The 20,552-nt window shown below is 53.7% G+C and carries 21 protein-coding genes; 11 read left to right on the top strand and 10 right to left on the bottom strand.

Features of this window, described 5'->3' with window-relative positions; all coding sequences use genetic code 11:
* Positions 1-239: 239 nt before the first annotated feature.
* Together IM300_RS16135 and IM300_RS16130 are read right to left on the bottom strand one after the other, a co-directional pair.
* A complete protein-coding gene (locus tag IM300_RS16135; protein WP_063451446.1) occupies positions 240-1,508 on the bottom strand; it encodes a Y-family DNA polymerase in 1,269 nt (422 codons plus the stop codon).
* A 1-nt stretch (position 1,509) separates the two neighbouring features.
* The gene (locus tag IM300_RS16130; protein WP_063866815.1) at positions 1,510-1,929 is read right to left on the bottom strand and encodes a translesion error-prone DNA polymerase V autoproteolytic subunit; all 420 of its coding nucleotides are present in this window, start codon (positions 1,927-1,929) and stop codon (positions 1,510-1,512) included.
* A 326-nt stretch (positions 1,930-2,255) separates the two neighbouring features.
* Here IM300_RS16130 and IM300_RS16125 point away from each other — a divergent pair, with 326 nt between their 5' ends.
* Both IM300_RS16125 and IM300_RS16120 read left to right on the top strand, forming a co-directional pair.
* Complete coding sequence (locus tag IM300_RS16125) at positions 2,256-2,495, top strand: DinI family protein (RefSeq protein ID WP_006808847.1); 240 nt, start codon at positions 2,256-2,258, stop codon at positions 2,493-2,495.
* 827 nt (positions 2,496-3,322) lie between these two features.
* Complete coding sequence (locus IM300_RS16120) at positions 3,323-3,994, top strand: SOS response-associated peptidase (RefSeq protein WP_063866816.1); 672 nt, start codon at positions 3,323-3,325, stop codon at positions 3,992-3,994.
* A 195-nt stretch (positions 3,995-4,189) separates the two neighbouring features.
* Here IM300_RS16120 and dcp read toward each other — a convergent pair whose 3' ends face one another.
* On the bottom strand, positions 4,190-6,223 hold the full coding sequence (dcp, locus tag IM300_RS16115; protein WP_193037372.1) for a peptidyl-dipeptidase Dcp: 2,034 nt from the start codon (positions 6,221-6,223) through the stop codon (positions 4,190-4,192).
* Between the two features lie 143 nt (positions 6,224-6,366).
* On the opposite strand from dcp, the gene ydfG reads away from it, so the two are divergent.
* Both ydfG and IM300_RS16105 read left to right on the top strand, forming a co-directional pair.
* The gene (gene ydfG / locus IM300_RS16110) at positions 6,367-7,113 is read left to right on the top strand and encodes a bifunctional NADP-dependent 3-hydroxy acid dehydrogenase/3-hydroxypropionate dehydrogenase YdfG (RefSeq protein ID WP_193037370.1); all 747 of its coding nucleotides are present in this window, start codon (positions 6,367-6,369) and stop codon (positions 7,111-7,113) included.
* A gap of 90 nt (positions 7,114-7,203) precedes the next feature.
* The gene (locus IM300_RS16105) at positions 7,204-7,890 is read left to right on the top strand and encodes a GntR family transcriptional regulator (protein WP_193037368.1); all 687 of its coding nucleotides are present in this window, start codon (positions 7,204-7,206) and stop codon (positions 7,888-7,890) included.
* A gap of 35 nt (positions 7,891-7,925) precedes the next feature.
* On the opposite strand, the gene IM300_RS16100 is transcribed toward IM300_RS16105, so the two are convergent.
* Positions 7,926-8,357 (bottom strand): universal stress protein, encoded by a 432-nt coding sequence (locus IM300_RS16100; protein WP_063451452.1) that lies wholly within the window; start codon positions 8,355-8,357, stop codon positions 7,926-7,928.
* 287 nt (positions 8,358-8,644) lie between these two features.
* Here IM300_RS16100 and ydfZ point away from each other — a divergent pair, with 287 nt between their 5' ends.
* Positions 8,645-8,848 carry a putative selenium delivery protein YdfZ gene (ydfZ, locus tag IM300_RS16095; RefSeq protein WP_063451453.1) on the top strand — a complete coding sequence of 68 codons (204 nt, stop codon included), beginning with the start codon at positions 8,645-8,647 and terminating at the stop codon, positions 8,846-8,848.
* Positions 8,849-8,892: 44 nt separating this feature from the next.
* Here ydfZ and IM300_RS16090 read toward each other — a convergent pair whose 3' ends face one another.
* The 5 genes from IM300_RS16090 to IM300_RS16070 all read right to left on the bottom strand — a co-directional run bounded on the left by IM300_RS16090 (position 8,893) and on the right by IM300_RS16070 (position 14,714).
* Positions 8,893-10,356: a mannitol dehydrogenase family protein gene (locus tag IM300_RS16090; RefSeq protein ID WP_063866820.1), complete on the bottom strand. Its 1,464-nt coding sequence runs from the start codon at positions 10,354-10,356 to the stop codon at positions 8,893-8,895.
* Between the two features lie 223 nt (positions 10,357-10,579).
* Positions 10,580-11,956, bottom strand: a complete 1,377-nt coding sequence (locus tag IM300_RS16085) for an MFS transporter (protein ID WP_193037366.1) — start codon at positions 11,954-11,956, stop codon at positions 10,580-10,582.
* Positions 11,957-12,028: 72 nt separating this feature from the next.
* The gene (locus IM300_RS16080) at positions 12,029-13,048 is read right to left on the bottom strand and encodes a Zn-dependent oxidoreductase (RefSeq protein ID WP_193037462.1); all 1,020 of its coding nucleotides are present in this window, start codon (positions 13,046-13,048) and stop codon (positions 12,029-12,031) included.
* Between the two features lie 14 nt (positions 13,049-13,062).
* Positions 13,063-14,277 (bottom strand): D-mannonate dehydratase ManD, encoded by a 1,215-nt coding sequence (manD, locus tag IM300_RS16075; protein WP_063866823.1) that lies wholly within the window; start codon positions 14,275-14,277, stop codon positions 13,063-13,065.
* 110 nt (positions 14,278-14,387) lie between these two features.
* Positions 14,388-14,714, bottom strand: coding sequence for a YnfA family protein (locus tag IM300_RS16070; RefSeq protein WP_193037364.1), 327 nt, complete (start codon positions 14,712-14,714; stop codon positions 14,388-14,390).
* Between the two features lie 150 nt (positions 14,715-14,864).
* Between IM300_RS16070 and IM300_RS16065 the strand changes: the two genes are divergently transcribed.
* Both IM300_RS16065 and speG read left to right on the top strand, forming a co-directional pair.
* Positions 14,865-15,203, top strand: coding sequence for a DUF1283 family protein (locus tag IM300_RS16065; protein WP_063451459.1), 339 nt, complete (start codon positions 14,865-14,867; stop codon positions 15,201-15,203).
* Entirely contained in the window at positions 15,203-15,763 is a 561-nt protein-coding gene (gene speG / locus IM300_RS16060; protein WP_063451460.1) for a spermidine N1-acetyltransferase, read from the top strand. The genes IM300_RS16065 and speG overlap by 1 nt, the downstream gene beginning before the upstream one ends.
* Before the next feature lie 17 nt (positions 15,764-15,780).
* Here the strand turns inward: speG and IM300_RS16055 are convergent, their stop codons facing one another.
* Positions 15,781-16,491 carry a YnfC family lipoprotein gene (locus IM300_RS16055; RefSeq protein WP_112792238.1) on the bottom strand — a complete coding sequence of 237 codons (711 nt, stop codon included), beginning with the start codon at positions 16,489-16,491 and terminating at the stop codon, positions 15,781-15,783.
* Positions 16,492-16,660: 169 nt separating this feature from the next.
* Here IM300_RS16055 and IM300_RS16050 point away from each other — a divergent pair, with 169 nt between their 5' ends.
* The 4 genes from IM300_RS16050 to IM300_RS16035 all read left to right on the top strand — a co-directional run.
* A complete protein-coding gene (locus tag IM300_RS16050; protein WP_333118319.1) occupies positions 16,661-17,464 on the top strand; it encodes a glycosyltransferase family 25 protein in 804 nt (267 codons plus the stop codon).
* A 128-nt stretch (positions 17,465-17,592) separates the two neighbouring features.
* Positions 17,593-17,898, top strand: coding sequence for a DUF1161 domain-containing protein (locus IM300_RS16045; protein WP_193037360.1), 306 nt, complete (start codon positions 17,593-17,595; stop codon positions 17,896-17,898).
* 130 nt (positions 17,899-18,028) lie between these two features.
* Positions 18,029-20,467, top strand: a complete 2,439-nt coding sequence (ynfE, locus tag IM300_RS16040) for a selenate/tellurate reductase subunit YnfE (RefSeq protein ID WP_193037358.1) — start codon at positions 18,029-18,031, stop codon at positions 20,465-20,467.
* A gap of 10 nt (positions 20,468-20,477) precedes the next feature.
* Positions 20,478-20,552: 4Fe-4S binding protein (locus tag IM300_RS16035; RefSeq protein WP_023215649.1), on the top strand; the 75-nt coding region annotated here is incomplete at its 3' end.

Genomic DNA, 20,552 nt, shown 5'->3' with positions numbered 1-20,552 from the left:
CCCTCCCTGTAAAAGTCACTTTACTGAAAGTAGTACATTAGCGCAGACACGCCAGGCGAATTTTTATTAAACCATCGGGCTAACTGGCGTACCTTCCGTTTAAACTGATTTTCTGAAATAAATAATGTAGCGGTGTCAGTTACCCTACGAAAATAAAGATCATGCGTCATCTGTTCAGGAATGCATCAACGGCGTTCTGTTGTGAATATCCTCTTATGGCACAAAACAACCGTTAACATTCATCGGATCCTCAGTAAATCTGAATAGCGGGTCGTGTACCGCGGCGAAAGCATTTCACGCTTCATCTGCCATTGCTGCTGTATGCCCTGCCCGGCAAAGTAAAGCGTTCCCTTTCCATCTTTCGCGTTCAGGCGATCCAGCACTTCCATCAACTTTTCACTTCCGGCACGCGGCGCGCTGTTGTCAAACAAATTGAGTTGGGCAACCCCCTGGCTGAAGAAGTCTCCGAGCATAATGCCGGCTTTCTGGTAGCGGTGCCCCTCCTTCCAGATTTTATCGAGGCACTTTACCGCGGCGCTGATAATGTCGCGGGAGTCCTGAGTGGGCGTGAGAAGCGTCATTGAGGCACTGTTGCCGTAATAGGGTTCGTTCAGCGCGAATGGGGAGGTCTTAACGAACGCCGAGATAAAGCGGCAATACTGGTGCTCGCCGCGTAACTTCTCAGCGCCACGGGCCGCATAGCTGCATATAGCCTGACGCACCTGCTCATATTCTGACACGCGTTCACCGAATGACCGGCTACAGACGATCTCCTGCTTTGCCGGTGCAAACTCTTCCAGGTCGAGGCACGGCTCGCCGCGCAGTTCCCGGACCGTTCGCTCCAGCACCACATTGAAGTGCTTGCGGATAATCCATGTGCTCTGCTCCGAGAGATCGAGCGCCGTTTTGATGCCCATCGCGTTGAGCTTCTTGCTGATGCGCCTGCCCACGCCCCACACGTCCTCTACAGGCACGATAGCCAACAGCCGGCGCTGGCGGTCGATATTGGATAAATCAACTACCCCACCCGTCTGCTGCTGCCATTTCTTCGCCGCGTGATTTGCCAGCTTCGCCAGCGTCTTCGTCTGGGCTATACCCACGCCGATCCTCAGGTGCGTACGCTTCAAAACCGTTTCGCGGATCTCCTTGCCAAAATCAGTCAGGTCCCGGCAGTTTCGAACCCCGGTGAGGTCACAAAAGGCTTCGTCAATTGAATATATTTCGACGCGCGGGCTTATTTCTTCCAGCGTGGTCATAACCCGGCTGGACATGTCAGCGTAAAGTTCATAGTTACTGCTGAAGCAAACCACGCCGGCGCGCCGGAACAGGTCTTTCTGCTTAAAGTATGGCGCCCCCATGGTAACGCCAGCGGCTTTGGCCTCTGCGCTGCGCGCTATCACGCAACCGTCGTTATTTGAGAGGACAACCACCGGTCGGCCTCTCAAATCTGGCCTGAATACCGTCTCGCATGATGCATAGAATGAATTCACATCACAGAGCGCAAACATATCAGCTGGCCGATTTAACAATAAAAGTGACCACGCCAAAGACGTCCAGCGTGTCTTCACTGCCAACGATAATCGGCGAATAAGCGCTGTTCATCGGATTGAGTTGAACATGAGGCCGCAGTTGCAGGCGCTTAACGGTAAATTCCCCTTCTACCGCGGCGATAACAATATCTCCGTGCTCGGCCGTTCGGGAACTATCGACCACCAGCAAATCGCCGTCGCTTATTCCCCCTTCAATCATCGAATCACCCGCGGCTTTAACGAAATATGTCGAGCTGGGGTGGGCAACCAGAAGTTCATTAAGATCAATGCGCTGCTCCACATAGTCGGCAGCCGGGCTTGGGAATCCGCACTGAACTAAATCGCTGAAAAGTGGAAGCGCGACAATCTCACGCAGTTCTGTAGGTCTGATAAATTCCATTACGCATACCTCTACTACTGTGTTTATATACAGTAGTTTTGTTTTGAAGCACGCGCAAGCCAGCTGAACCGTAGCGACTGTTTAAACCTTCACCGTTTCGTTTGTAAGTTTCTCTCTGGCTTCAAATTATAGTTTTTGTAAATTTTACGATTAAACGCTTCGACTGCTCGTTTTAAACGCTAAATGAATAGATTGTCATCAACTCAGACAAAATGAAGAGCGGCATGGCATTTCTTTAGCCAGAATGCTGTTTGACTGTACCCATATACAGTAGTATTTTTACATGCAGGCAGAATCGCACAATTAATATTCATAGGGAAAAAATAATGTTTGTTGAACTGGTTTATGACAAGCGAAACGTACAGGGGCTGGAGGGAGCCAGGGAGATAATTCTGGCTGAACTGACAAAACGTGTGCACCGGATTTTTCCTGATGCCAGCGTGACGGTTAAGCCGATGCAGGCGAACGGCCTGAATAGCGATGCCAGCAAAAGCGACCGGGAAAAGCTGAACCGTATGCTTGAGGAGATGTTTGAAGAGTCGGACATGTGGCTGACGCAAGAGTAACCAGCGTTTAGCGACAGGGAAACCGCTATGGCATATGGCCAGGTTTCCCTGTCATTGACGCACAATAAACGCAGGGCAGGTATTTATTAATATCGCTTCATTGTGTTGACTGTCGCCCTTTCTGACCAGTCAGGCCTTTCTCCAGACATAATGGCACGCTGTTGTGATGGCGTCACAGACTGGGTTATTTCAGGCATTGATTTATATTCAGGTTGTTCAGGAGAGCTGAGAACCAGATCAGAACTACAACCTGACAGAAGGAAAAAAACGAATACAGATGAATTAAACTTAAACACTTCAACCCCTTCCAATGGGACACGTTTTGCAGACAGAATGCAGTGTCTCCCGGCGACTTTGCCCCATTCAGCAAAGACACGCGCATACCCGCAGAGAGCCTGTAACGCCCCTTGGCACAAACATTCATTACAAGAATAAAATTATGCCGAAATTATTTCCGCAGTCAATAACTCATGGCAACGAGTTCACGCTGCACGGGGGATAACAAAAAGACTGTCAGATGACCGACTTACAAATTCAGAGCGTCCTCAATAGCACCTGTGCCATTTATTGCCGAGACTCTCCGTATCGATATAGCTGGTTTATTACTCGCTGGCTCTGCCTGCGCCCAGAGGTAATGTGATTTGGTATGGGTACGCACTGGCGTTATCCATACCTTTTCTTTGATTGCTAATTAAATGGCAGAGAAAGACAGCTTACCTAAAAAAATTCTGTGGCTGTCCGGTAGGGTTTTAATAAATATATTGTACTACCTGAATCCTTCTTTTATCCATGCCCTATACTTTCAGTCTGACTGACTGGAGATTTCTATGTGTGGACGTTTTGCACAAGCCCAAACTCGTGAAGAATACCTGGCCTACCTTGCCGACGAAGCCGATCGCGACATCGCATATGACCCGGAACCGATTGGACGTTACAACGTGGCGCCCGGTACCAAAGTGCTGCTGTTAAGCGAACGCGACGAACAACTGCACCTCGATCCGGTACTCTGGGGCTACGCACCTGGATGGTGGGATAAAGCACCACTGATTAACGCACGGGTAGAAACCGCAGCCACCAGCAGAATGTTTAAACCTCTGTGGCAGCATGGACGGGCGATCTGTTTTGCCGATGGTTGGTTCGAATGGAAGAAGGAAGGTGACAAGAAACAGCCCTATTTCATTCACCGGGCCGACGGGCAGCCGATATTCATGGCGGCGATCGGCAGTACGCCATTTGAACGTGGTGATGAAGCCGAGGGATTTCTGATTGTGACGTCTGCTGCGGATAAAGGACTGGTTGATATACACGATCGGCGGCCGCTGGTTCTGTCGCCGGAAGCTGCAAGGGAATGGATGCGCCAGGACGTAGGCGGGAAAGAAGCTGAGGAGATCATTGCCGACGGATCTGTGTCCGCAGACAAGTTTATCTGGCACGCAGTGTCGCGTGCCATTGGTAATCCCAAAAATCAGGGTGCTGAATTGATTGAGAATGTTCAGTGATATCCTGAGAGATATTACCAGAGTTTTACGCCTCCATCTGGCTACTTCCCCCCACAGGAGTCATGCCGTACACCTTAGTTACACATTTTTGTATGCCGTCTTTAAGATGCTTTACCTTCTTCTTGCCTGAATTATTCCGCTCAAAATAATTCACGGTGGATATTTTATTTTGACAATAGCGCAAAGGGGGAGCCCTTAAGCACTCAATCCACGGTTCTCCAGCATCGGTTCAATCTTCGGATCGTGCCCACGCCAGTTCCGGTAAAGTTCAGCTAAATCAGTACTATTTCCGCGCGACAAAATCGCCTTGCGGAATGTCTGTCCGTTTTCGCGCGTCAAACCGCCCTGCTCGACAAACCACTGATAGCCATCGTCCGCCAGCATCTGCGTCCACAGGTAGGCGTAATACCCCGCCGCGTAGCCGCCGCCGAAGATATGGGCGAAATAGCTGCTGCGATAGCGCGGCGGTACGGCAGGAAGATCCAGTCCCTCTTTTTTCAACGCGGCGGCTTCAAAGGCTTCCACGTCCTCAACCGGCGCCTGAATGCCGTGCCAGTTCATATCCAGCAGCGCGGCGCTCAGCAGCTCCGTCATGTCATAACCCTTGTTAAACTGGGTCGCGTTGAGCATTTTTTCCCGCAGCGCATCCGGCATCGGCTCGCCGGTTTGGTAGTGACGGGCAAAGTGTGCAAACACCTGCGGATGGCTGGCCCAGTGTTCATTGATTTGCGACGGGAATTCAACAAAATCACGCGGCGTGTTGGTGCCAGAAAGCGTGGCATAGCGCTGGCTGGCAAACAGGCCATGCAGCGTGTGGCCAAACTCGTGGAACAGGGTAATCACATCGTCCCAGGAGATCAGCGCGGTCTGCCCGTTAGCCGGTTTTTGATAGTTGCAGACGTTGTAAATCACCGGACGCGCGGCAAACTCGTAAGATTGCTCAACGAAATTTCCCATCCACGCACCGCCGGCTTTGGAATCACGCGCGAAGAAGTCGCCGTAGAACAGCGCCATGCCTTCACCCGTATGATCGAAAATCTCCCACACGCGCACGTCCGGGTGATAGACCGGGATATCGAAACGCTCGACAAAGCGAATGCCGAACAACTGCGTGGCGGTCCAGAATACGCCATCCTCCAGCACGGTATTAAGCGCGAAATAGGGTTTAATCTGCGATTCGTCCAGCGCATATTTCGCTGAGCGCACGCGTTCGGCATAAAACGCCCAGTCCCAGGCCTGCACCGAAAAACCGCCCTGCTCGTCGTCAATGACCTTCTGAATATCTGCCTGCTCCAGCGCGGCCCTGTTGCGCGCCGCAGGAACTATCCCGCGCATGAATTCGAGCGCAGCATCCGGCGTTTTCGCCATCTGGTCGGCAATGCTCCAGCTGGCATAGTTTTCAAACCCGAGCAGCTGCGCCTGCCTTGCCCGTAATGCGGTAAGCCGACGGATCAGGTCGCGCGTATCGTTTTCGTCGCCTTTCTGAGTGCGTTCCCAGCCCGCATTAAACAGCTTTTTCCGCGTCTCGCGCTGCGTGAGTGCTGCCAGCGCGGGCTGTTGCGTGGTATTCAAAAGCGGGATCAGCCAGCGATCCGTCAGCCCTTTTTCTGCGGCAGCGTGAGCGGCGGCGTCTCTCTCTTCCGCGCTGAGCCCGTCAAGATGTTGGACATCGTCCACCACCAGCCCGCCCGCCTTGTTTGCAGCCAGCAGGCGCTGGTAGAACTGGCTGGTCAGGGTGGCGGCTTCGGTATTCAGGGCTTTCAGCTCGGCTTTTTCATCGGCGTTCAGACGCGCACCCGCCAGAACAAAGTGCTGATAGGTCTCCTCTGTCAGCCGACGGGATTCCGCATCCAGCGTGTCGCGATCCTGCCAGACGGCTTCCACGCGGGCGAAAAGCGTATCGTTTAGCCAGATATCGTTCGCCAGCCCGGCCAGTTCGGTAGAGAACTGCTCGTCCAGCGCCTGGAGATCATCGTTGGTGTGTGCGGACGTTATGGCGAAGAACACGCTGCTAACGCGCGACAGCATGGCCCCGCTCTTTTCCAGCGCCAGCACGGTGTTATCGAAATCCGGCGCGGCGCGCTGCGCGATAATCGCGTCAATGTCAGCACGCTTGAGGCGCATTGCTTCATCAAACGCCGGGCGATAGTGGCTGTCTTCTATCACATCAAAACGCGGGGCCTGATAAGGCAGCAGGCTAACGTCAAAGAAAGGGTTGTTGACCGACATCGTTTACTCCTGAGCACGGTATTTCTCACCAGAGTAGGCCAGCCTGCCCCGGCCTGCAATGCCGTCATACAAATGTTGCCTTAACGACCCGCCCGAGAGCGTGCTATGGTAGTACAACACAAAAAGCGTTGAGGAACAGTGAGATGATTATTTTAGTTACCGGGGCGACGGCAGGTTTTGGTGAAAGCATCACGCGTCGCTTCGTCGCCAACGGACACAAGGTGATTGCAACGGGCCGTCGTCAGGAGCGTTTGCAGGAGCTGAAAGACGATCTGGGCGACAGCATCCTGACCGCGCAGCTGGACGTGCGCAACCGTGCCGCCATTGAAGAGATGATTGCAAACCTGCCTGCCGAATGGCGTGACATCGACGTGCTGGTCAATAACGCCGGCCTGGCGCTGGGCATGGAGCCTGCCCACAAAGCCAGCGTGGAAGACTGGGAAAACATGATCGACACCAACAACAAAGGCCTGGTGTACATGACCCGCGCCGTGCTGCCGGGCATGGTTGAACGTAATCGTGGTCATATCATTAATATCGGTTCCACCGCAGGCAGCTGGCCTTACGCGGGCGGCAACGTCTATGGCGCAACCAAGGCCTTTGTACGCCAGTTCAGCCTGAACCTGCGCACCGACCTGCACGGTACCGCCATCCGCGTGACCGACGTTGAGCCGGGCCTGGTAGGCGGAACGGAATTCTCCAACGTGCGCTTCAAGGGTGACGACGCGAAAGCGGATAAAACCTATGAAAATGCAAATGCGCTGACGGCGGAAGATATCACCGAAACCGTCTGGTGGGTCGCGACGCTGCCGAAGCATGTCAACATCAATACTGTTGAGATGATGCCCGTCAGCCAGACCTATGCCGGACTCAGCGTGCATCGCGGGTAATTCACCCTTCCCGGCCTGCGGGCCGGGTATGTGATGACGGGTAAAAGAATGGTAGTATGTTCAGGTTAACTCTCTGAGAAATCACAACCCATGGTCGCTGAATCGCAACTTAATCCTACCCAGCCCGTTAATCAGCAAATTTATCGCATCTTACGCCGTGATATTGTTCGCTGCCTGATCCCGCCGGGAACGCCGCTCTCAGAAAAAGAGGTTTCGGTACGTTTTGACGTTTCCCGTCAGCCCGTGCGCGAGGCGTTTATTAAGCTTGCAGAAAACGGCCTTATTCAGATCCGCCCTCAGCGCGGCAGCTACGTGAATAAAATTTCACTTTCGCAGGTGCGTAACGGCTGTTTTGTTCGCCAGGTCATCGAGTGTGCCGTTGTGCGCCGCGCCGCATCGCTCATCAACGACAACCAGTGTTACCTGCTGGAGCAAAACCTGCATCAGCAACGCATTGCCATCGATCGCAAACAGTTAAACGACTTTTTCCAGCTGGACGATGAGTTTCACCAGAAACTGGCGCAGATCGCCGAGTGCCAGCTCGCGTGGGATACCGTCGAAAACATCAAGGCCACCATCGACCGCGTGCGATATATGAGCCTCGACCACGTGTCTCCGCCAGAAATGCTGCTGCGCCAGCATCACGATATTTTCAGCGCGCTGGAAAAACGCGACGCGGAAGCCGTAGATAAAGCAATGACGCTTCACCTCCAGGAAATTAGCGAGTCGGTTCAGTTAATTCGTCAGGAAAACAGCGAGTGGTTTAGCGAAGAATAAAACCTCGCCGCCCCCTTTCGGTTGCGGCGAAGCGATTAGCGAACCACTAATACTGGAATAGTGGCGTAGCGCAGGATAGTTTCAGCATTCGAACCCAGCAGATGCGTTGTGATACTCGGATTTTTCGATCCGATAACGATAACATCATATTTCCCCTCTTTGCTGAGCTTGATGATTTCATCCCGTACGTTGCCGAAGCGTACTTCACAGTCAATATTGTCCGGGGACATATCAAAGAGCCGTTTCAGCGCTTTCATCTTCTTATCAGACTCGGCGGTCATATACTCTTCGAATTTCTTAATATCGGCATTGAACCCCCGCAGTAACGAACGGCTGCTGTTAGGAAGAATGTTGACCAGGGTGATGGTCGCGCCTTCCGCCTTCGCGAGGTTGGCCGCATGGCGTACCGCTTTGTCGCTCAAGTCCATTTCAAACACGTCAACAGGCATCAAAATTTTCTTATACATAAGCCTGACTCCTTTTCCAGTGAAGGGTTATTTTCTGCTTCCAGAATGGCATTGCGGAGATAAACAAAGCCTAAACACTTGCATCCTGAAATTATCAATTAAGGAAAATAACTGTCCGCTTTGTAAAGCGGTGTCCTGAACCGTCAACGCCATCATGAAATAAGAAAAAAGTGTGAGCTTGATCAAAAGCAAATAATTTCGTTTAAGAGAGGCGTATTAATAGTGCCCCGTGAACGGCAGTCGTTGAATTAGCGCCGTAACGGATAAGTGAGAGAGGAGAAAATACCATGATGACATACGACCGTAACCGAAATGCAATCACCACCGGCAGCCGCGTCATGATTAGCGGCACAGGCCAGTTCGGCGTGATTAAAGCGATCCACAGCGACGGCCTTAATGCCGAGCAGGTGCGTCGTAATAAAACGGTTGAAGTGGACGGATGCGAAGGTAAGTTCGAACCGATTGAGCTGATTCGCCTGGGGATGCACTAAGCCGTGCCCCGACATGCCGCCGCGAACGGCGGCATGTCATAGCGTTAAAGCTGAGCGGCGTACTCCGCAACCGTGGCCTTCGCGCCTTTTTGCAGCAACATCTGATAGGCCTGCATGACCGCCGCCACAAACACCGCGTCCTTCGGCAGCTCGTTACCGAAAATAGACTCAATGCCCAACAGCGCATTAACGCGGCTTTCCCCTTCAGGGCTACCGTTTACCGCCGCCTGAATCACCGCCAGCTGCGGATCGCTCACCTCAATCGCGTTACCCTGCTCATCCACACCGCCGACATAACGCATCCAGCCCGCCACGCCCAGGGCCAGCAGCGGGAAAGGCTTCTGGTGGACAAGGTGCCAGCGCACGGAATCGAGCATGCGCTGCGGCAATTTCTGGCTGCCGTCCATGGCGATCTGCCAGGTGCGGTGGCGCAGTGCCGGATTGCTGTAGCGCGCGATCAGCTGGTCGGCATAACGACCTAAATCCACGCCTTTCACTTTCAGCGTCGGCGCCTGCTCTTTCAGCATCAGCGCATGCGCGGCGATACGGTAATGTTCATCTTCCATGCAGTCATTAATGTGCTGATAACCGGCCAGGTAGCCAAGATAGGCCAGGAACGAGTGGCTGCCGTTAAGCATTCTCAGCTTCATCTCTTCAAACGGAATGACATCAGAAACCAGTTCCGCACCGGCCTTTTCCCACTCAGGACGGCCTGCAACGAAATTGTCTTCAATCACCCACTGGCGGAACGGCTCGCAGGCCACGCCTGCCGGATCGCGTACGCCGGTCAGCTGCTCGATTTTATCCAGCGTGTCGGCCGTGACGGCGGGTACAATACGATCCACCATGGTTGACGGGAAGGTGACGTTCGCTTCGATCCAGTCTGCCAGTTCGCCATCAACAGCGCGCGCGTAGGCACAGGTCACATTGCGCATCACGTGGCCGTTCTCCGGCATGTTATCGCAGGACATCACGCTGAATGCCGGTAGCCCCGCCGCCTTGCGACGCGCCAGCGCTTCCACCACCACGCCCGGTGCAGATTTTGGCTGATGCGGGTTTTGCAGGTCTGCAACGATTAACGGATGATCGAGCATCAGTTGTCCGGTTGCCGGGGAGTGGCAATACCCTTTCTCGGTGATGGTGAGCGACACAATGGCAACCTGCGGCTCGCACAGGGCTGCCAGCACGGTTTCCAGCCCGTCCACCTGCGCATGGAGCGCGGTTTTAACGACGCCGACCACGCGTGCCGTCCAGGCATCGGCTGACATTTCTGCCACGGTATAAAGGTTATCCTGTGCCTTCAGATCGGCGATCTGCTGTTCGCCGCCAATCAGGTTAACTTCGCAGTAACCCCAGTCGCTGCCCTGTTCTGCGGCGAGTATGTCGGTGTACACCGCCTGGTGCGCGCGGTGAAACGCGCCAAATCCTAAATGAACAATGCGTGCCTTAAGGCTGCTGCGATCGTACTGCGGACGCGTTGCCTTCGCCTGTAATAACCGGTTTTCCATGATTGAGACTCGTTAATTAATGAAAGCTGTGATTCGCTGCCGCTTGCTTAACAAAGCGGCAGCGCCTGCTGACTACACCAACTAGAATGGCAGTCGGAGTCAAAAAACGCTGCCATTAACCATACTGATACGTCGTTTTCAGATCTTGATTTACATTAACTTTTCGCCATGTGGTGTGACATCAGAGAAAAGTTGTGTGACAGGTAGCGCAAGATGTAAACCATTAGCGACGGGAAGAGAGCGCGCCGTAGGCTACCGACCCCTTATGGGACGCTTCTGCCGCATCTTCCGCTTCACTCAGATCGCGATCGCGCACTTCCGGCATCAGCAAAGCGGAGAGCAGCCCAATCAGCGAGTACGCCACCAGCATCGCCACAATCGGCCACCAGGACCCGGTCATGTTGCAGAAGATCCCCGCCAGCACCGGACCAAAGCCTACGGCCACCAGCCCACCCGCCTCTTTCGAGATCGCCATGCGGGTAAAGCGGTTCCGCGAACCAAACATCTCTGCCATGGTGATGTTTTCCAGCGCAAACAGCCCGAGCACTGCGAAGTTATGAATAACGATGATAGAGAGCATGATTACGCCCGGCGCGTAACTTTTATCGACGATGATCGACAGCATCGGGTAAGCCAGTATGATGGCTGAAATATTAAGGAGGATATACGGCAGACGGCGCCCCACTTTATCGGACAGCCAGCCCAGCAGCGGGATGGTGAGGAAGCCGAGAATCGAACTGATCATCAGCGCATCGGTTGGGATCGCCTTATCAAACAACAGCGTCTGCACCAGATACCCGGCAAGAAACGTCTGAATCAAACCTGAGTTCCCGGCCTGACCAAAGCGCAGCCCCGTTGCCAGCCAGAACGATTTGCTCTTAAACATCGCGCCTAATGAGGTATCCTGCGCCGCCGGCGCAACGGTTTCGGCGTCGTTAACCTTCTCAAACACCGGGCTCTCTTTAAGGTTCATACGCAGCCAGATGGCAAAGATCATCACCACGACGCTGGCGAGGAACGGCACGCGCCAGCCCCAGGCAATAAGCTCTTCACGATCGAGGGCAAAGAACATAACGGCCCAGATCGCCGTGGCGCTCAGCGTTCCGCAGTTGGTTCCCATGGCGACCAGCGAGGAGATGATGCCGCGTTTCCCCTTCGGCGCGTACTCCGCCAGCATGGTCCCTGCGCCGGAGATTTCCGCCCCCGCGCCCAGCCCCTGAATAATACGCAGCGTCACCAGCAGCACCGGTGCGAAAATCCCGATCTGCGCGTAGGTTGGCAATACGCCAATTAAGGTGGTGCAGATCCCCATCATGGTGATGGTGATAAACAGCACCTTTTTACGGCCAATTCTGTCCCCCATCCTGCCGAAGATAAATGCCCCGACGATACGCGCGATGTAGCCAGCGCCGTAGGTCCCCATCGCCAGGATCAGCGCCATGGCCGCAGACTGTTCAGGGAAGAAGATTTCATGGAATACCAGCGCGGCGCCAAGGGAGTAGAGCTGGAAATCCATAAACTCCAGGGCGGTGCCCAGCCAGCCAGATACGGCGGCCTTCACCAGGTCTGACGTACTTCTTTGAGGTTGTGCTTGAGTCATAATGGCTGTCTCTGAAAGGTAAGATGCGTACCACTTAGAGCCTGTCTTTGCAGGCTCTTAACCGCGTGATTTTTATTGGTCGAACGTGAGCAAGACTTTGCAGCACTGCCGCTGATCTTTTTCAAACAGTTCGATGGCGTCTGTAACGTGGTGATAGTCAAATGTGTGGGTGACCAGTTTTTCAGGGTCGATCAGCCCTTTTTCCAGCCAGTCGATAACGACCGGGAATTTGTTGGCATTCAGCCGCGACGAGAAAATTGACAGCTCTTTGCCGGTGATCCCCTGCTGCACGATCTGGCTCGGGTCGCTGGAGAAGCCCATCAGCACGATGCGTGCCGCCGGGGAAGCCAGCGTAATCGCTTCCTGCAAAATGGAGGGATGACAGGCAGCATCGATGATCAACGTCGGCTTGATCCCTTTTTCATCCAGCGCGGCCTGTAGCGATTGCTCTCCGTTGTTGAAGACCCAGTCTGCACCGCTGCGCTGCGCCATCGCCAGCCGCTCATCAATACGATCCACCACGATGACCTGCTTCACCTTGTAAACGCCCTTCAGCGCCTGCACGGTGACGAGCCCCATTGGGCCTGCGCCGTAGATCAGCGCCACGTCCTGTTCGGTGGGTTTCGCCTGCCCCGTGACGTTAGCGGCAATGGTGAAGGGCTCAACCATCACCGCGTGTTTGTCTGGGATCGCAGCCGGAATGTGCCAGGCGTTTTTTGCCGGCACAACGGCGTATTCGCTGAAGCCACCGTCGCGATGGACACCCAGCACCACCAGCGAGGTGCACACGTTCGGTTTTCCGACGGAACACGGGTAGCAGTGCCCGCAGCTGATCACCGGATCAACCGAGACGCGCTGGCCCAGCCGGGAGCTTTCCACGCCTTCGCCAATCGCGTCTATTTCGCCAAAGAATTCGTGACCAATGACGCGCGGGTATTTCGCAAACGGGTTATGCCCGCGATAGATATGGCTGTCTGAACCACAGATCCCGGCCAGCCTGATTTTGACGCGGACCTCCCCTGCGCCCGGCAACGGGAGGGGGTGCTCTTCAATCACCAGCGCATTGGGCTGTTGGATCACTACGCTTTTCATCATTCGCTCCTCGTTTACCAGTTCCAGAGGGTGCCGTCTTCCAGGCGGGCCACCGGCAGATAGGCCGGATCGTACGGGTATTTCGCCGCCAGCTTCTCGTCGAACTCGATGCCCAGCCCTGGCTTGTCGCCCGGGTGCATATAGCCGTTATCAAAGCGCCAGCTGTGCGGGAACACTTCCAGCATCTGTTCTGAGTACCCCATATACTCCTGTACGCCGAAATTCGGTACCCACAGGTCAAAATGCAGCGCCGCGGCGTGGCAAATCGGCGACAGATCCGACGGGCCGTGGGAACCGGTACGCACCTGATAGAGTGAGGCAAAATCCGCAATACGACGCATCCCGGTGATGCCGCCCGCGTGGGTTATGGTGGTGCGGATATAGTCAATGAGCTGCTCTTCAATCAGCTGCTTGCAGTCCCAGATGCTGTTAAACACCTCACCCACGGCAATCGGCGTGACGGTGTGTTGGCGGATCAGGCGGAAACATTCCTGGTTTTCAGCGGGAGTCGGATCTTCCATCCAGAACATGCGGAACTCTTCAATGCTCTTGCCGAACCGCGCCGCTTCGATTGGCGTCAGGCGGTGGTGCATGTCGTGGAGGAGATGTTCGTTGAAGCCAAACTGGCTACGCACGGCATCAAACAGTTTTGGCGTGAAATCAAGGTATTTCTCGGTGGACCACAGCTGCTCGTCTGGCCAGTCGCCTTTGGTTGCAGGCTCATACGCCAGCCCTTTTCCTTTAGACATACCATAGGTGGTTTTCATCCCCGGCACGCCGCACTGCACGCGGATGGCCTTAAAACCCATCTCTTTGTGGCGGGCATAGTCTTCCAGCACGTCATCAATGGTGTGCCCGGTGGTGTGACAATAGACCATCACCCCTTCGCGGGATGCGCCACCCAGCAGTTGGTAGAGCGGCATGTTCGCGGCTTTTGCTTTGATGTCCCACAGCGCCATATCCACGGCAGAGATCGCGGACATGGTGACCGGACCACGACGCCAGTAGGCCCCTTTATAAAAGAATTGCCAGATATCTTCGATGCGGTGCGCATCGCGGCCAATCAGCTGTGGGCAAAGGTGATCCTTCAGGTAGGAGGCAACGGAAAGTTCACGTCCGTTCAGCGTGGCATCACCCAGGCCGACAATACCCTCATCGGTCGTGATTTTAAGGGTGACAAAGTTACGCCCCGGGCAGGTGACAAATACTTCAGCCCCGACAATCTTCATAATCCATTTCCTTACATCTTCGTTGTGATGCAGGAAATTTACGCAACTACACTACTACCATACAAGTATAATGATCATAAAATCAGCGGACGATCACATTATAAGGACGCTTATGCGCGTCCCCAGCCGGCCACGATGATCAACATGCCGCACAGGGCAATCACTGCGCCTGCCCAGTCGTACAGGCTTAGCCTGACGCCATCGACAACGCGCAGCCACAGCAGTGCGGTACAGACGTATACCCCGCCGTAGGCCGCGTAAACCCGCCCGCTGGCGGCCGGATGCAGGGTAAGCAGCCAGACGAAAAGGGCCAGCGCCACCCCGGCTGGGATCAGCAGCAGCGCGGAAGCGCCCCGCTTTAGCCAGAGCCACGGTAAAAAACATCCGATGATTTCACACAGCGCGGTCGCAAAAAAAAGCAGCGTCGTTTTGAACATTTTTCTCGTTTCGTGAGGATTGATTTAGACATCATACGCGATAATGCTCTCATCGTTCCCATACCTGCGGGGCGGGTATGACACCCTTTCGGATTGGTGTAGAATCCAACGGGGTAATCCGATTTTCTGCACCCGTTTAAAGGAAACGCTATGACTACATTAAGCAAACGCCTTTGTCTGACAGCCGCACTGGCGCTGTCCTCGTTCGCCTTTGCCGCAACGGCATCAGCCGAAACCAGCAAGCTCATCATTGAGTCTGGTGACAGCGCGCAAAGCCGTCAGAACGCCGCCATGGACAAAGAACAATGGAATGACACCCGCAGCCTGCGTCAGAAAGTGAATAAACGCGCTGAGAAAGAGTGGGATAAAGAGGATGTGGCGTTTGACGCGCGCGATAAGTGCCAGCAAAGTGCCAACGTCAACGCTTACTGGGAGCCTAACACCCTGCGCTGCCTGGATCGTCGTACTGGCCGCACGGTTGCACCGTAATGTCGAGGCTGTGTGACGTGAAGCTCCGTCCGCTGGAGCGCGAAGATTTACGCTTTGTTCACCAGCTCGACAACAATGCCAGCGTGATGCGCTACTGGTTTGAAGAGCCTTACGAGGCCTTTGTTGAGCTGTCCGATCTTTATGACAAGCATATCCACGACCAGAGCGAACGCCGGTTTGTGGTGGAGTGCGAAGGTGAAAAAGCCGGGCTGGTTGAACTGGTTGAGATCAACCACGTCCACCGTCGGGCGGAATTTCAGATCATTATTTCACCGGAACACCAGGGGAAAGGTCTTGCTTCGCGGGCGGCAAAGCTGGCGATGGATTACGGATTTAACGTCCTGAATCTCTACAAGCTTTACCTGATCGTCGATAAAGAGAACGAAAAAGCGATTCATATCTACCGTAAGCTGGGCTTTATGGTGGAAGGTGAACTGATCCATGAGTTCTTTATTAACGGCGAATACCGTAACACCATCCGCATGTGCATTTTCCAGCATCAGCATCTGGCCGGACATAAGTCCTCCTCTGCCAGCCTGCTTAAACCGACCGCGCAGTAACCTGCGCGGTTTTATTCTCAATAATATTCAATGCTGTTTTTGATGGTGTACTTGCGCTCAACGGCAGGTTTGACGCTGTCGTCGACGATCGCCAGTTCACAACTCACCGGGTTGTTGTGGCGATCGTACTCGCAACTCTGCTTAACATTGCCCATCGGTTTATCGTTCAACAGGCTTACCGCCGTATAATCCATACGCTTGTGCAGATCTTTCGACGGCGTTGCCTGGACCGATAAACGCTGGTCGCCGGATACCGTGGTTTTACCCAGCGGGTAGCCGTCGGCGTCATACTGGTACTTTACTTCCATCTCTTTGCTGTGCGCGGCAACCACAAACCCGTTATCGTCGGTGTCCCACGTCACCCCGGCCGATGGCAGTTCCGCCAGCTGACATTTCCCCTGCAACTTCACCTTCTGCTGCTGGGTTTCAGCATCGACGTAGTAGTTCGCATCCAGCACCAGCGCAACGCCCGTGTTAGCCTCCAGATCGTGCAGTTCAAGCGTATCGAAACACCCTTCCGTCGACATCGTGCCGGTCACGCGTTTGGAGACTTCACCTTTGTCGTTGAAAAGCGTCTGGGTAAAATCTTTCACCGGGCCGCGAAGAGGATCAAAGTCAAACTCGTTTGAAAAACTCGCCATCTCCGGCGTAAAGGACAGCGGCGCGGTGTTGTTGTCGCATCCCACCAGTACCGTTGCCAGTAGCGTTATCGCTGCGTATTTCTTCACATCATTTACCAAAGAATGAAAGGATTGTTGCACTTATAGTAGCAAAGAGCGTGGTAAGGATGGATAGCAATTTCAATTGTGCTATCCACACAATCCTTCCAGCAAAAACAATTTTTTATCATCCCTCAAATGTACTGAGCTATGTTGAATCGGTTCGAATACTGGTAAAATGCATGAATTTGGCCCAGCCATTCAGTCTTTAAGGAACGCTCAAAGGATGAGAATTTTTATAGTCAATCTTAAACATTCACTCGAACGTCGGGAGAAAATGGAATGTCAATTGTCTAAATTGAACATTGCATACGAGTTTATTGAAGCAGTAGATGGTCGAAAAATGACTGAAGCTGAACTCAGAAATGTTACACGCGAGACAAATTATGCTTTCCTTCCGGGAGAAGTGGGTTGTGCTTTAAGCCATCAAAAAATATACAAAAGAATAATAAATGAAAATATTGAAGCAGCACTCATTCTTGAGGATGACGTCGTACTTAACAGCGATCTGCGTGAGATACTGGATAACGTAACGCTTAGCAAAACCAAACCTGAGATTCTTCTTTTGAGCCGGGTCAATAAATATTACAAAAAACCGCTTAAACACATTTGCGGTTCATATAATATACATAAAACTCAACATGCCACGACTACTCATGCATATATTATCAATCAAAAAGCTGCCAGTAGCCTCCTGAATAACCTTTATCCTGTATGGATGGTTGCCGATAAATGGAGTTTATTCGAAGACCTATCGCTAGCTAAAATTCACTCTATAGTACCTTATCCTGTACGTCTATCCGAAGAAGCCAATGTTTCAACCATTAATGAATCAAAAGGCGATGCCGAGCTGGATGCCAAAAAGAAAAAAATTTGGAATTTACTGATGCGGGAAAGACCTTTGGCTGCAAAGCTTCGCCACCGTTATCGACGCGCAATTACTCCACTGTTCAATCCAATAATCAATCAAGGCAAAGGGTAAGCTGACGATTCTTTTCAATGACTGGGCGTTTCTGCACTTCCAGGACAATTCAGAAAGAGACACACTAAAACAAAAGCTTACCCTAATCCTGCTATGCTTATTATCTACACAGTGAAAAGGAGCTACAGATGAAACGGTTACCCTGGATTACCGCCCTGCTGTTAATGAGTGCTTCACCTGCGATTCTTGCGGCCCCGGACTCCTGCGAGCGCGTGAAAAGCGACATTCAGCAGAAGATTATCAACAACGGCGTGCCGGAGTCTGGCTTTACCCTGAACATCGTTCCAAACGATCAGGCCGATCAGCCGGATGCGCAGGTCGTTGGGCATTGTGCCAACGATACCTTCAAAATTCTGTACACCCGCATCAGCAGCGGCAATTACCCGGTAAGCGGGGCGGGAACGCAGGAGAATGCGCCTACTGAGCCGCAATGATTTTGCCACTCAATTCCCCTGATTTGACGAGGATTAATATTTAATACCTCCAAATAAGTAACACTCCCCCCATCATTAGCCCAGTTGTAGTCATGGGTGAAAATAATTATTACCAATGATGGGGTGAGTCATGTCCGAAGTTGAACATCACGGCGGGATAAGCCGTCGAGCTCTGGTTAAATCCACTGCCATAGGATCGCTGGCGCTTGCCGCCGGTGGGATCGCATTACCTTTCGGTTTGAAAAGCGCCGCCGCCGCAGTGCAAACCGCCGTGCAGCCTACGGAAGACAAAGTCGTTTGGGGCGCCTGCTCGGTGAACTGCGGAAGCCGATGCGCGCTGCGTCTGCACGTACGCGATGACGAAGTTTATTGGGTTGAAACGGATAACACAGGCGAGGATATTTACGGCAACCATCAGGTTCGCGCCTGCCTGCGCGGTCGTTCTATCCGCCGTCGTATTAACCATCCTGACCGTCTGAACTATCCGATGAAACGCGTGGGCAAACGCGGAGAAGGTAAGTTTGAGCGTATCACCTGGGAAGAAGCGCTGGACACCATCGCCGCCAGCCTGAAAGGCGTGGTCGAAAAATACGGCAACGAAGCGGTCTACATTAATTACTCCTCCGGGATCGTAGGCGGCAATATCACCCGCTCCTCCCCTTATGCCTCGCTGGTCGCGCGCCTGATGAACTGCTACGGCGGCTTCCTTAGCCACTACGGCACCTACAGCACCGCGCAGATCGCCTGCGCCATGCCCTACACATACGGCAGCAACGACGGCAACAGCACCTCGGATATTGAAAACACCAAACTGGTGGTGATGTTCGGCAATAATCCAGCGGAAACGCGCATGAGCGGCGGCGGGATAACCTACTACCTCGAACAGGCACGCGAACGCTCTAACGCGCGGATGATCGTTATCGATCCGCGCTACACCGACACCGCCGCAGGGCGTGAAGACGAGTGGATCCCCATTCGTCCGGGCACCGATGCCGCGCTGGTGGCGGGTATCGCGTGGGTGCTGATTACTGAAAACCTCGTCGATCAGCCTTTCCTCGATAAATACTGCGTGGGTTATGACGAAAAAACCCTGCCGGAAGGCGCACCTGCTAATGGTCATTACAAAGCCTATATTCTCGGCCAGGGTGATGACAAAACCGCGAAAACTCCGGAGTGGGCGTCGCGCATTACGGGCATCCCCGCCGATCGCATCATTAAGCTGGCCCGTGAAATCGGTTCGGCGAAACCGGCCTACATTTGCCAGGGCTGGGGTCCGCAGCGTCAGGCCAACGGGGAGCAAACCTCCCGCGCCATCGCCATGCTGCCGATCCTGACCGGCAACGTCGGCATTAACGGCGGCAACAGCGGCGCGCGCGAATCGACCTACACCATCACCATCGAACGCATGCCGCTACCGGAGAATCCGGTGAAAACGCAAATCTCCTGCTTTAGCTGGACGGATGCCATAGTCCGTGGCCCGGAGATGACCGCCCTGCGCGACGGCGTGCGCGGCAAGGATAAGCTCGATGTGCCGATCAAGTTCATCTGGAACTACGCGGGTAACACCCTCATCAACCAGCACTCCGATATCAACAAAACCCACGACATTTTGCAGGATGAGAGTAAGTGCGAAACGATCGTCGTCATCGACAACTTCATGACCTCGTCCGCGAAGTATGCCGATATTGTTCTGCCGGACCTGATGACCGTTGAGCAGGAAGATATCATCCCCAACGATTACGCCGGCAACATGGGCTACCTGATTTTCCTCCAGCCGGTTACCGCCCCGAAGTTCGAGCGCAAGCCCATCTACTGGATCATGAGCGAAGTGGCGAAACGCCTCGGACCGGATATCCATCAGAAATTCACCGAAGGCCGTTCGCAGGAGCAGTGGCTGCATTATCTGTACGCCAAAATGGTCGCCAGAGATCCCCAACTGCCGTCCTACGACGCGCTGAAGAAAATGGGTATTTATAAGCGCAAAGATCCGAATGGACACTTTGTGGCCTATAAAAAATTCCGTGACGATCCGGACGCCAATCCACTCAAAACCCCGTCGGGGAAAATCGAAATCTACTCCAGCAAGCTGGCGGATATTGCGGCAACCTGGGAGCTGCAAAAAGACGAAACCATTACCCCGCTGCCGGTTTATACCTCAACTTTCGAAGGCTGGGACGCGCCCGAGCGTAGTAAATTCCCGCTGCAACTGTTCGGCTTCCACTTTAAAGCCCGCACCCACTCCAGCTACGGCAACGTGGATGTGCTCCAGGCCGCCTGTCGTCAGGAGGTGTGGCTTAACCCCGCGGACGCCGGGAAGCGCGGCATTAAAAACGGGGACATGGTGCGCGTGTTTAACGACCGCGGCGAAGTGCGCATTGCCGCCAAAGTCACGCCGCGCATCATGCCCGGCGTGAGTGCGATGGGCCAGGGCGCCTGGCACGATGCCAACATGAACGGCGATCGCGTCGATCGCGGGTCTTGCATCAACACCCTGACCACGCACCGCCCGTCACCGCTGGCGAAAGGCAACCCGCAGCACACGAACCTGGTGCAGATCGAGAAGGCATAAGGAATAGACAATGACAACCCAGTATGGATTTTTTATTGATTCCAGCCGTTGCACCGGGTGCAAAACCTGCGAGCTGGCCTGCAAG

It is taken from the genome of Enterobacter cloacae complex sp. I2 (assembly GCF_014896205.1).
Taxonomy (GTDB): Bacteria; Pseudomonadota; Gammaproteobacteria; order Enterobacterales; family Enterobacteriaceae; genus Enterobacter; species Enterobacter quasihormaechei.
This window is presented reverse-complemented; position numbering and strand designations above follow the sequence as displayed.